At 47.3% G+C, this 13,201-nt stretch carries 9 protein-coding genes; 2 read left to right on the top strand and 7 right to left on the bottom strand.

The annotated features are described in order from the left end of the window. Positions 1 to 364 precede the first annotated feature (364 nt). Entirely contained in the window at positions 365 to 2,116 is a 1,752-nt protein-coding gene (locus BM082_RS01570; RefSeq protein WP_017013902.1) for a calcium-binding protein, read from the bottom strand. 786 nt (positions 2,117 to 2,902) lie between these two features. Between BM082_RS01570 and BM082_RS01565 the strand changes: the two genes are divergently transcribed. Next, the gene (locus BM082_RS01565) at positions 2,903 to 4,858 is read left to right on the top strand and encodes a methyl-accepting chemotaxis protein (RefSeq protein WP_074924991.1); all 1,956 of its coding nucleotides are present in this window, start codon (positions 2,903 to 2,905) and stop codon (positions 4,856 to 4,858) included. Positions 4,859 to 4,944: 86 nt separating this feature from the next. On the opposite strand, the gene BM082_RS01560 is transcribed toward BM082_RS01565, so the two are convergent. From BM082_RS01560 to BM082_RS01535, 6 genes are all read right to left on the bottom strand, one after another. Further along, positions 4,945 to 5,448 carry a M48 metallopeptidase family protein gene (locus BM082_RS01560; protein ID WP_017010767.1) on the bottom strand — a complete coding sequence of 168 codons (504 nt, stop codon included), beginning with the start codon at positions 5,446 to 5,448 and terminating at the stop codon, positions 4,945 to 4,947. A 51-nt stretch (positions 5,449 to 5,499) separates the two neighbouring features. After that, positions 5,500 to 6,558, bottom strand: coding sequence for a LacI family DNA-binding transcriptional regulator (locus BM082_RS01555; RefSeq protein WP_074924989.1), 1,059 nt, complete (start codon positions 6,556 to 6,558; stop codon positions 5,500 to 5,502). A 323-nt stretch (positions 6,559 to 6,881) separates the two neighbouring features. Next, positions 6,882 to 7,850, bottom strand: a complete 969-nt coding sequence (locus tag BM082_RS01550; RefSeq protein WP_241810402.1) for a sugar ABC transporter substrate-binding protein — start codon at positions 7,848 to 7,850, stop codon at positions 6,882 to 6,884. A 132-nt stretch (positions 7,851 to 7,982) separates the two neighbouring features. After that, positions 7,983 to 8,786: an ATP-binding cassette domain-containing protein gene (locus BM082_RS01545; protein WP_074924987.1), complete on the bottom strand. Its 804-nt coding sequence runs from the start codon at positions 8,784 to 8,786 to the stop codon at positions 7,983 to 7,985. 55 nt (positions 8,787 to 8,841) lie between these two features. Continuing rightward, on the bottom strand, positions 8,842 to 9,978 hold the full coding sequence (locus BM082_RS01540) for an ABC transporter permease (protein WP_017010771.1): 1,137 nt from the start codon (positions 9,976 to 9,978) through the stop codon (positions 8,842 to 8,844). 106 nt (positions 9,979 to 10,084) lie between these two features. Further along, positions 10,085 to 10,978, bottom strand: a complete 894-nt coding sequence (locus BM082_RS01535) for a TIM barrel protein (RefSeq protein ID WP_017010772.1) — start codon at positions 10,976 to 10,978, stop codon at positions 10,085 to 10,087. Positions 10,979 to 11,324: 346 nt separating this feature from the next. Here BM082_RS01535 and iolD point away from each other — a divergent pair, with 346 nt between their 5' ends. Then, positions 11,325 to 13,178 carry a 3D-(3,5/4)-trihydroxycyclohexane-1,2-dione acylhydrolase (decyclizing) gene (gene iolD / locus BM082_RS01530; protein WP_074924985.1) on the top strand — a complete coding sequence of 618 codons (1,854 nt, stop codon included), beginning with the start codon at positions 11,325 to 11,327 and terminating at the stop codon, positions 13,176 to 13,178. Positions 13,179 to 13,201 lie beyond the last annotated feature (23 nt).

Below are 13,201 nucleotides of genomic sequence, written 5' to 3'. Positions count from 1 at the left end.
AAAGAATGATTCATATTAATTTCACACGTTTCCATTGTGAAACACATAAATCACTTTTCCTTATCACTTAATGAGTATTGACTGTAGAAGTGTGATAAAGAACAAATATTATAATTTTGACAACCTAAAATCCAATAATGTATACAGACATGTCTATTTTTAAGTCCTTACTCATACTTCAATTTCTCTATTTTTTTGACCCACCCAATCGTATTTCCGTGATAATGAGACTAGAAAAATAGTCAGAATTTTACAGTCCCTGCGGTTTTCACAAAAAAACAGCCTATAAACCTAGATGCAGTGCACTGAAAATAAAAAAGCCCAACACGAACTCGTGTTGGGCCATATTCGCTAATTCGAAATACTAGATGTTGTTTCCGTTAGTTTGAATGAACTCTGCATCACTCCAAACGGTGATCTTTTTGTCTGCATAAGTGAAAACGTAAGCACGTAGCTCAGTCACTTGGGCAAAGCTCAGTCCCATGAATTCGATCATGGCAGTAGAAAGCGTGACTGACGCAGAAGCGCTTGCATTGTATTGCCAAATGCCCGTTTCCACATTCAATGTATCATTACCAGAACCCAAGTAAGCGACAAAACCTTTCCAATCACCTGGGTTAACGTTTGTTTCAATCTGAATATCATCAGATTGTGAGAAAACCGAGTTGGCATTGACGGTGACTGTTTGATTGCCGGCATTAGCAACGATAGCTTCAACTTGTGCGATCACTTTAACGCCTGGATTACGGCCATCTTGGAAATAGGAGTGTCCCGAGAAATCGATGTTAGCGTCGCTATTAACGACTAATTTATCAAAACCTCGGTCGCCCGTATAAATATTGCCATTTTGAGTCAGGAAGGCTGTATTCGAAAAGTCTTCTTGGTCAAAGAACATGGTGTCGTTGCCTTCACTACCAATGTAAAGGTCGAGACCCGTGCCACCATCCATCACGATATCATCATCGTAACCAGCTTGGAGGACATCGTTACCCGCATCACCGTAAAGCGCATCATTACCACCCGCGCCAAACAACTTATCGTTGCCCGAGCCGCCATGGAGAACATCATCACCATTGCTACCATTGATGGTGTCATTACCTGCACCACCGTAAATAGTGTCATTGCCGTTAAAACCTGTAATGGTGTCATTACCCGAACAACCATAAAGCACATCATCGCCTGCTGTACCTTTAATCACTTGGTCAGAAGCTGTGGTACCTGCAATAACACGCATTGAACGAGGGGTAGAAAAATCGAGGTTCTGACCATTACGTGCTTTCACATTTTCTAGCTGACGGTTCGGTGTCGCGCAGTTAAAAATGCCCAAACGATTGTAAGAAAGGTTATCCCAATCTGAGAGCATTACCGCAGTACCTTCAGACGGCTCAACATACACTTCGTGCGATTTGATCCAGCTCGGTAGGGAGTAACCTGAGCGCTGACCTACAGGTAGGCAGTATCTTTCACCTGTTTCTAGACTGACGATACAGCCCAAAGGTGCACTGTTCGCAACAACGCGCATTGAACGTGGAGATGAGAAATCGAGGTTTTGCCCGTTGTAAGCACGAACATTTGTCATTTTGTTGTTTTCAACAGTGCCAGAGAACACGGCAAGACGGTTGTATGACAAGTTATCCCAGTCAGACAACATCACCCCAGTACCTTCAGACGCCTGCACGTAAACTTCGTGTGCGTAAATCCAGCTTGGTAGTGAATAACCTGAGCGCTTGCCAACAGGTAGACAGTACTTGTCGCCCGTTTGCTTACTAACAATACAGCCAAGTTTTTTGTTGCTTGCGACAACACGCATTGAACGTGGCGCAGAAAAATCGAGATTTTGACCATTGTAAGCACGAACATTAGTCAACTCACGGTTCGTTGTTGTGCCTTCAAATACCGCGAGACGGTTATAAGACAAGTTGTCCCAGTCAGACAACATCACTGCGGTACCTTCTTCTGCTTGCACATAAACCTCATGAGAGCGAATCCAGCTTGGTAATGAATAGCCTGAACGTTTACCCACAGGCAAACAATATTCAGCACCCGTCTCAAGACTCACAATACAACCTTGAGGAGTGTCACTTGCCAACGCACTGTTTCCAAGAGAGAGCATCATGAATAAACCTGATACCCATGAAAATAAACTGACTAATCTGCGCATAATCTAAAACCCTTTAGATAAAGACTGCATTACGTTTTTCGTAAGCGTGGTATTTGAATTTAATTTAAACGCTAGAATCGCCAATTAATTTACACATTCATACCCACAATTAAGAATGTCTAATATTAGAGATTACTAACAATAAATTAGTCTCATTTGAGACGTGAGAATTAATGACGAGACGCCTTATGGCAAGGTTTGACACGCAAGTTAGTTTAATAATCACGCCGAAGAATGAGAAACTTTTTAGGTTAGTTTGATTTTGTAATGGAAAGTAAGATGAAATAAGAATGAGTAAAAATGAGGCAAAGGTGAATACTTGCTCATGAAAATGGCCATGCCGACAAAGGTGTTTTGTTTGACATTCGAGCATGAAAATTTAAAGCCGCTATTAAAATGCCGACTTTGTAGCGTGAGAAAACATCGAAAGCCCAAACTCAAATTAGACAAAATGCGTATGACTGTTTAGTCATCCAGCATCCCCGCCATCAACCAATGTAGTAATGTTACTTGTTTGCCATATAGCCATCAGTTCAACAAATTTAAATCAATATAAAACAGTAGGTTATATTTTTTCGATGTCGCGACAATATTATCGACAAGGCCATTCCGCATATCAAAAGTCTATCCACACCCCGCGAAATTAAAGGAATGGCATAGTGTATGACTCATTTTTGAGCTAATTGTTAATAGGTCAATTAATTTTCGTAATGTTTGGATTGTCTTTGGGGAGAAGTATCAATGCTAAGTAACTTGAGACTGGGGCAACAGTTAACGATTTCGTTCTCTGCCGTCCTTGCCTTGCTACTCGTGGTGTCTGTTATTGGCTATAGTGGGCTTTCTGAAGGGTACAAGAACTTTACCGATTACCGTGGGCTTGCGCGCAGCTCCAATGAAGCTAGCGAAGCACAATCTACCTTGCTGAGTGCCCGACTTGGCGTATTAAAGTTCTTAAAGAATCAAAACGCCGCTCAGGTTGAGAAAGTTCAAGCGGATATGGCCCGAATAGACACACTCATTGACTCTATCCTTTCTCATGAGACAGCCCCCGACCGTATTCTTGAGCTCGAAGAATCGAAGAAACTGCTGCAAACATACAGCCAAACGTTTCCATTGGTAGTGAAAGACTTTCAAGACCGTAATGCGCTCGTCTCAAGCCAACTTGATCCTAATGGCCTGCAGATGCGTCAGATAATGACAGAAGTGATCAAAGACGCGGAGCTGATGGGGGCGGTCGAACCGCTTTACTATGCATCACAGATCCAAGAGAAGCTTCTGCTCGGTCGATTGTTTGCGGCGAAATTCCTGATCAGTAATTCAGAAGCAGACCTAAAACGTTCATTATCGGAATTGAACAACCTTCTCGTGCCTCTCAGTTCTCTTAAGCGCATTTCTATATCTCAAGCTGATATTCAACGCTCTGACGCCTTTTCAAAAGCACACCGCACGTATATTTCTGCGCTTAAAGGCACCGCAGATATCATTATTAAGCGCAACGATCGCATTTCAAACATCTTGGATGTGATTGGTCCTCAAGTCACCACAAATTTAAGTGATTTTAAAGCGTCGATCCGAAGTTCACAGGACACCCTTGGCCCTGAGGCTCAAAGTGATAGCGAAGCCGCTGTTCAATTTGTCATGATCGCATCAGCCATTGCCATTGTTGTGGGGATTATTCTTAGCATCATGGTAGCGAAAGCGATCCGTATGCCGATTGGGGGAGAACCGCGAAACATTGAAAACATGGCGCGTAACATTGCACAAGGCGACCTCACCCAAGATTTTTCAAACACGAAAAATGCCACGGGTATTTATGCTGCTATGGGAGACATGAGTACAAACTTACGCGACATCGTCACCCAGTTAAGGACATCTCTCGACACCTTGAGCGGGGCCTCGAATACCTTGGTTGACGTAACAAAAGACACCGCAAGTAACTCAGAGTCTCAGGCCAATCAGTTAGGTCAAACCTCAAAAGCCATGCATGAACTCACGCAAACCGTGGACAACATTTCTCAAAACGCGCAACAAGCATCAGAATTAGCCAATCAAGCAGACAGCCATGCTCACCAAGGCCAAACCGTGCTTGATCAGACCCGTGCCAGTATCGACTCTTTAGTGACGAACATGGGTGATGTGAGTGAAATCATTGAAAACTTGGAAAATGAAACCAAGAACGTAGGAAGTATCCTTGAAGTTATTCGCGGTATTGCAGAGCAAACCAACTTGCTGGCGCTGAATGCTGCAATTGAGGCAGCGCGTGCAGGTGAACAAGGACGCGGGTTTGCGGTGGTTGCGGATGAAGTGCGAAACCTTGCAAGCAGAACGCAGCAAAGCACCGAAGAGATCCAAGAGTTAATATTGCGTTTACAAAGTGAATCTAAACGCTCTGTGGATTCGATGCGCGTTAGCACGAAAGAAGCCTCGGATACGTCTGAGAAAGCCAACAAAACGCGAGAAGCATTTGTGTCGATTACCGAGTCTGTGGCGAGCATTCGTGACATGAACAATCAAATCGCTGTTGCTGCTGAAGAACAGAATGCCGTCGTCGTGAACATCAACCAATCTTTAGATGAACTCAACACATTGGCGAAAAATACGGCGTCGGGCGCAGATACGCTGTCAAAAGAAGCAAGCGGCTTAACGTCAATCACCCGCAGTGTGAATGACATTGTGGGGAAGTTTTCACTCGGTTAATCGCAGGTTTTAACAAACAAAAACGCGCCCAATAAGGCGCGTTTTTTCTGTTTGCTGCTTTGTGCTTTGTGCTTTCCAGCGAATTGTTATTTTTGCTTCTCGCTTTCCAAATGGATCAGATACAAGCGCGCATCAAATTCGAATTGGTGGTAATCCGGCTCCATGTGGCAACAAAGCTGATAAAACGCCTTGTTGTGATCTTTCTCTTTGAGGTGCGCAAGTTCATGCACCACTAACATTCTAAGGAAAGCCTCAGGCGCGTCTTTGAACATAGAAGCAATACGAATTTCGTTTTTTGCTTTTAGTTTGCCACCGTGCACCCGGGACACAAAGCTGTGTAACCCTAGAGCATTATTCACCACGTGAATCTTACCGTCGTAAGCAACTTTGCTCAGCGGTGAAGACTTTTTCAGGTATTGGTTTTTTATGCCAACCACATAATCATACAGAGCCTTCTCAGACGTTATGTTGTGGTTATGCGGGTAACGTTGTTTAAGCCATGCGCCGAGCGTCCCTTTCTCAACAAGCTGCTCTACTTGCGAAGTCAGGTGCTCGGGGTAACCATTTAGATAGCGTAAAGTCGGATTCATATAAAGCGTAATTAAGAGAAAAACCGGGGCGTATGCTACCAGTATTGTCGCTTACTTGCTCTTCTTCGTTGAGCCTCGCTCAACCGGTTCACACGGCAGAGTAATAGATTGCGGTGGTAAATGCGGATCAGAAATATGTTCAAACAACGCATCTATTGTACGTTGGATCATTTCTTCGTTTGGTTGACGAATAGTCGATAGATCATAGGAACGACTGTTTGCCAAACGAATATCATCCACACCCATCACACCCACGTCTTCAGGCACGCGCAATCCCAAGTCATAACGCAGTGCGTCCATACCACCACACGCCATGATGTCATCGGCGTAGAACAAGGCATCTGGACGTTCTACACTCTTAAACATACGAAGCGTAGCGTCATACCCAGCGTCGTAGCTGAACTCACCCCCTTCGATAACTTGCCATTGATTGCAGCCTCGCTCCATCAAGCGACTGATGAAACCGCGTTGGCGATCGATGGTAGCGGATGTGCCAACAGGACCCGCAACAAACGCTGGTTTGGTATAACCCGCATCTAATAACATGTCTGCCGCCATGTTGCCTGCCAAGACATTGTCACAGCTTACAACCGTGACACTGTTTTCACTGGAATCTCGGCCGAAAATAACCGCCGGAGTGTTCTGTGAACGGCACGCATCAACCAGCTCTTTTGGAAGGCTCGCAGACGTAATGATCAAACCATCAACGTTGTATTCCATGACCAGCTCAACAGCTTCTTGAATGTCCATATCGCCATCAACATGGATCAGGAGGCTATGGCAGCTCCTGTTTTGAATTTCAGAGGTAAAGCGAGACAAAATAGGCAGATAGAAGGGGTTATTAAAGTCTGTCATCAATATGCCAACCAAACTCGAACGAGACTTTATACCTCGTGCTAGTCGGTTAGGTTTGTAATTCAGTGCCGCTGCCGCCTTAAACACTTTCTCACGCAAAGGGCGAGAAATGCTGGCGTCAGGGTTAAACGCGCGAGAGACCGCAGAGACAGAAACACCTGCCGCTTCGGCAACTTCAACAACAGTAACCTTTGGCTTTTTCTTCGGTGGAAATGAAGGTGATTGATTGTCTCTGTTTTCTTTACTGACTGTCATATACCTTCCTGCCGATATTCCTTTCGATAACGATGTTCCATTTCATCTGCTCATACTACATCACGCAGTATTCAGGTAATGATAATGAAATTGATTTCAGCTAGATACTGTCAGAGGGCGTCAATCCCCGAGTTAAGTTGTTATTTGTGACGTGTAATTGAGCATTTCCTGTTATTCATACAGGTCAATGACAGCAAGGGATACAGCGAAGGAACCGAGCAAGCCCTCTTCCTTCGCGGTGGGTTCAAACAAACATACCGACAAAAGAGACGGTCGCTCATCAAAAAGCGACAACCGACCGTGTCTTTCACTCGTCGCTAAAATCAACGGTACTCGCCCGCCAATTCTTCAACCTGTGCAACGTTTTCTTTCGTTACGAAACCAGGGCCAGAGTTGATGTTGTTTGACGGTGCAATGCCATAGCGGTTGTACATAGTCAGTACCATCACTGGCACATAACCTTGCAAGAACGGCTGTTGGTCAATACCCCATTGGATGTTGCCATCTTTGATTGCTTGCGCGATTTCGCTGCTTAGGTCAAACGTACCGAAGTAGACTTTGCCTAATTGACGTGTTTTCTCAAGCGCACGCAATGTTGGGTGTGCAGACGTTGGGCCGAGCGTCAGAACCGCACCCGTATCTGGGTTTGAACGAAGGTAGGCCTGTACTTTTTTCTCAATACCGGTTGGATCCTGACCAACATCGATCATTTGGCTGCCCAACTCAACACCTAATGCGTCCGCGAAGCCCTGACAGCGCTCTACAGAAGCTGGGTTTGTGATGTAGTGGTTTACACAAACAAATGATTTCACGCCGTCTTTCTTCGCACGTTTACCCGCACCAAAGCCCGCATCGTATTCTGGTTGACCCACGTGGAGGATAGCCCCCAAGTCTTCACTTTGCTGATGCGTGCCAGAGTTCATGGTAACAATTGGAATGCCTTTCTTACGCGCTTTCTCAAGTGGGCCTTTCAACACTTCATAATCCGCGATGGTGGTGATGATCCCCTGTGGGTTCGATGCCACAGCTTGCTCGATGATACGTGCCATATCCGCTAAGTCACCTGATGGTGGGTTACGGTATTCCACTTTTACATCTAACTGTTCACCCGCTTGGTTAATCGCGGTTTTAATGGTGTTCCACCATGAGTCTGAATCAGGCGCGTGGCTGATCATAACGAAACGCTCGCCTTCTGCAAATGCGGTGCTCGGAAGCATTGCACCCATGCTGGCAGCTAAGGCCAAAACAAGTACAGATGCTCTCTTTGCTACAGATCTAAGTAGGGTATTCATCCAGTGTTCTCCAATCTACTTATTGTGACATGGCTAAGGAACGGGTCTTTCCTTTTGTCCACTTAGCCACGGCGTTTTGGTCGGGCAACATCGCTGCCCTTTTTATTACTCATTTATTGCTCTGTTAAAAGCTTAATTCGCCTCGGCAGTGTCTGCGCGTTCGAATTCTGCTAATTCTGCTTCGAGTGTTTCTAGCTCCTGTCCGCCGGACATCATTTCTAGAATTTGCTCGCGGGTGACGTCTTTCTTCAACCATGTGCCCAAGCTCTTACCACGGTTTAACAGGGTAAAGCGGTCGGCAATGGGGAAAGCATGGTGAACGTTGTGTGTGATCAAAATGACCGCGAGTCCTTTGCCACGCGCCCTTGCAATCACCTTCAGTACGTTGGCGGATTGCTTCACACCGAGCGCGGCCGTTGGTTCATCCAAAATCAGCACTTTTGCGCCGAAGTGAATCGCTCGGGCAATCGCCAGACATTGGCGTTCACCGCCTGACATGGTGCCGATGGGGTGCTCTGGGTCTCGCACATCAATGCCCATGTCTTTCATGCCCGCTTTCGCAATTTCATTAGCACGTGCTGTATCAAACACTTCAAAAGGCCCAATGCGCTTGGTCAGCTCTCGTCCCATGAAGAAATTACGTGTCACACTCATTAAAGGCACGAGCGCCAAATCTTGATAAACCGTTGCAATACCCGCATCGAGCGCGTCACGGGGTGATTTAAACGTTACCGGTTTACCGTCCATCAAGAACTCACCTTCAGACGGCGTATGCACACCGGCCAAAGTTTTAATCAGCGTTGATTTACCTGCACCGTTATCACCGAGCAAGCAATGCACTTCGCCCATTTTGACTTCCATATCGATGTCTTTCAGCGCGATAACAGAGCCAAAGTAGCGGCTGACTTTTTTCAATTCGAGGATGTATTCAGACATTGTGTTTCTCCTAAAATCCGTTTTCAGTTCGACAGTAAGGTGTGTTCACACCTTGCTATCGCGCGCTCGTGACTTTCTTGCGAATGAAGTTGTTGAACAACACCGCAATCAAAAGCATCACGCCGAGGAAAACGCGGAACCAATCTGAATCCACACCCGTAAAGAAGATGCCCATTTGCACCACACCAAAAATCAGCGCACCGAAGAAAGCACCAATCACGGAGCCATAGCCACCCGTGAGTAGCGCCCCACCGATGACCGCGGCAATAATGGCCTCAAACTCTTTCAGCAAGCCCCTATCTGCCGCCGCTGAACCAAATTCGAACACCTGACAAGCCGCAAATACCGTGGCGCAAAATGCAGTGAACATGAACAGCATGATCTTCACGCGATCCGTGGGTACACCCACGTTTTTCGCCGCGTTAGCATCACCGCCAGAAGCGAAAATCCAGTTACCGAAGCGCGTACGAAGCAACACAAATGAACACACTGCCGTTAACAAGAACCACCACACCACCACCATTGGAATACCGGTGACCACAGGCGTGCCATCAGAATAGGTTTCAAGCCAGCCAGCATTGCCGAGCCAGGTGAATAATCCCGTTCCGATTTCACCCCCAAACATGGAGGCCAACCAATCACCTTCTGCCACATCACCCACGCCTGAAAGGATTGTTTTGTTGGTCAGCATGATTGATAGTGCAATGGTCAAACCGCGAAGAATAAAGAGGAAAGCGAGCGAAACGATAAAAGAAGGAAGCCCCGTCTTCACCACGATATAGCCATTCAAAAAGCCAACCGCCATTGCCCCAGCAAACGCAAAAAGGATCGCAGCCCATGCAGGCCAACCCCAATACACAGCAGGGATTGCTATCATCATGCCCGCAAAACCAATCATCGAACCGATGGAAAGGTCAAACTCACCGGCAATCATCAACAAACACGCACCCACAGCGATAATGCCAAGCTGTGCTGATACCGTTGTCCAGTTCATGATACCGTCGGCATTGAACATGCCTGAATCCCAAGCAACCAGTGCGAAGAATACGAAAACTAAAATTGCGCCTGATACCGACCCAAGTTCGGGTCGAGATAACAGCCCACTGACCAAGGAAACCTTACGAACGCGTTCATCACTTGCTCCACCTGCTGGTTGAGTATCCGTTTCTGATGCGGCTTCTTTTACCGACATACTTGCCTCCAATCCTTTTTAGGGCAACTCGCTGCCCTGCTCCCAATATTGTCGAACACGATCAGCAGTTGTGCGCATAAACCTGTTGCGCACAACCTACTGTCAATTAACTTGCTAGCACCGCCTTTTCGATAAAGGCGCGGCTTTTCTCAGCGTCGGTTTTGGCATCGCTTTTCGCCGCCGGATCCGTGTCTTGTTCGACAGTGACCCAGCCTTTGAAATCAATCTCATGCAGCGTTTGACGCACCGCATCGAAATCCACACACCCTTGCCCTAGCGGACAAAAAATGTTGTTGCCAATCGCAGTGTAAAAATCGGTATCTTTCGCAATAGATTGCGCATGCACCTCGGCATTGATGTCTTTGAAATGAAGGTATTTAACGCGGTCTTTGTAGGTACGCAGCACATCACAAGGGTCCATGCCCGCGTAAACACAATGGCCAGTGTCAACGCACAACGACATCAACTCAGGTGGAAGATCTCGCATCGCCTTATCCAGCTCATCGCGATACTCGATATAGGTTCCAGCGTGGGCATGCAACGTTGGTGTGATGCCATACTCAGCACAGATTTTTCCGACACCCCGCAGGGTTTCCATCATCGCATCCCATTGTTCATCCGTCAGACGCGTTGCGGTGTCCACTTGACCTGCTTGGTCAGTACGCGGTGATGAAACATGGTCGATAACAACGAGGTATGACGCGCCTTGCTGCTTCAAGATCTCACAGGTTTTGTGTGTCGTTTCGTAAATGGCATCACGCGCTTCAGGTTTGTGAAGGTGCACAAACAAGGTGCCTGCCACTAAACCCAGCTCGCGAGAAGCAAGCGCACTTTGCAATGTGCTTGGCTCAGTGGGTAAGTAACCCAGTGGACCTAGCTCCGTTGCGCCATACCCTGCGCCGGAAATCTCATCGAGCACCGTTTGCCATGTTGGGTTTGCAGGGTTGTCTGCAAACTCAATTCCCCAAGAGCATGGTGCATTAGCAATTTTAAGTTCCAATCCGTTGCCTCCTTTTCATTTTTACCAACGCTGCATTGGTGAATGTGTGGGCGTATCTGTTTTAAACTTTTTGTCAGATCGTCTGCTCAGGTCTTCATCCCTGTAAACCTGAACGTCATTGCCAACACAAAACGCTTAAAGTCTCGTTAACATCTTTTAAACAATTATGGTAATGATTTCACTTTGTCAACGTAATCGGCGTCTCACAACTGAGGAATGTTCGGACGGATACCCTTCTAGAATGAAAATTGGGCGCTATATCCGATTTTTAGCTTTTTTAGTTTTGAAAACATTTTCAAATAATGACTACTATTTCATCAGAAGGGAACGTTAGGAGATTCCAAGGATGACAACAATACGACTTACTACCGCACAAGCTCTTGTGCGTTACTTAGCGGCACAACAGATTGAAATTGATGGAAAAGTTGAATCTTTGTTCGGGTGTGCTTTTGCCATATTCGGCCACGGAAACGTCACGTGTTTAGGTCAACAGCTGTTTGAAAACCAATCAGTTTTCCCCACATGGCGCGGACAAAACGAACAATCCATGGCGCTTGCTGCCGTGGCGTATGCCCGTGCAAACCAGCGTCGTCGCATTGGTATTGCCACCTCGTCTGTGGGCCCAGGGGCAACCAATATGATCACCGCAGCAGGGGTTGCGCACACCAACCGATTGCCACTTTTGTTGCTGGCTGGCGATACGTTTCAATCACGCTTGCCCGATCCCGTGCTTCAGCAAACCGAGCATTTTTCGAACCCGTCACTCACCGTGAATGACGCGTTTAAAACCGTGACGCGCTTTTGGGATCGTATCAATGCCCCTTCGCAGCTCACCGTCGCACTCCCGCAAGCCATTGCTACCATGCTTGACCCTGCAGATTGTGGCCCCGCGATGATTGCCCTGCCGCAAGATGTACAAGGCCAAGCATGGGACTTCCCTGAAAGTTTCTTTGCACCCAAAGTGCATCGCATTCGCCGTCCTCAACCTGAACCCATTGAATTGGATTTAGCCGCAGAGGCCATCAAGAAAGCGAAGCGCCCGCTGATCATCGCAGGTGGTGGCGTGGCCTATTCCGGCGCACGAAATGCCTTGATTCAGTTTGCTGAAAAACACCAAATCCCGGTGGTGGAAACCATTGCGGGTCGCACCTTGCTCAGTGCTGATCACCCGCTTAACTGTGGCCCTATCGGTACAACAGGCTCAAACAGTGCCAATCACATGTGTGAAGACGCTGATGTCGTGATTGCCATCGGTACACGCCTTCAAGACTTTACAACAGGCTCTTGGACCGTCTTCCGCGACCCTGATATGAAGCTCATCAGCATCAATGCGGGACGTTTTGACGCCACAAAACACATGGCGCAATCCATCATCTCTGATGCGAAAGCGGCTATCGCGCCGCTCAGCGAACGCTTAGGAAACTGGCAAACGCAGAACGCTTGGGTAGACAAAGCCGCAGCGGAAACCTCGCAATGGCGTGGTGTGGTTGAGCAACGCACTGCTGCAAGCGACACAGCGCTGCCTTCTTACGCGCAAATCATTGGCAAGGTGAACAGCCTTGTTAACGAGGGAGACCGCGTGATCACAGCCGCAGGAGGATTGCCTGCCGAACTCAACATGAACTGGCAAGCAACCTACCCGTATTCTCTGGATGTCGAATTTGGCTTCTCGTGCATGGGCTACGAAATCGCGGCGGGCTGGGGCAATAAAATTGCACGACCAGACCATGAGTCCATCGTGTTGGTCGGTGACGGCTCGTACTTAATGATGAACTCTGACATTTACAGCTCTGTGCTTACAGGCCACAAAATGATTGTGTTGGTGTGTGACAACGGTGGTTTTGCGGTGATTCGCAAACTTCAAACCAACACGGGCAACACCGCATTCAACAACCAACTTGAAGATTGCACCACGGAACGTTATTACGAATTACCGCGCGTCGATTTCGTCAGCCATGCTCGCGGTTTAGGAGCAAATGCAGAGAAAGTCGAACATCTCAGCGATTTTGAAGCGGCGTTCGAACGCGCGAAAGCGTCAGACAAAACCTACGTCATCGTCACCGACATTGATGACACCGTGTGGTCTTCCTGTGATGCATGGTGGGAAGTGGGCTTGTCAGAAGTGACCGATAACGAAAGCATTGCCAACGCCCGAGACCAATGGGAAGAAGGCCGTAAGCATCAACGCCGCGGCGTGTGATGTTGACCTAAGGGATTAGATTT

It is taken from the genome of Enterovibrio norvegicus DSM 15893, from assembly GCF_900115495.1.
GTDB lineage: Bacteria > Pseudomonadota > Gammaproteobacteria > Enterobacterales > Vibrionaceae > Enterovibrio > Enterovibrio norvegicus.
Note: the sequence above shows the minus strand (reverse complement) of the source record. Positions and strands in the feature narration are given on the sequence as shown.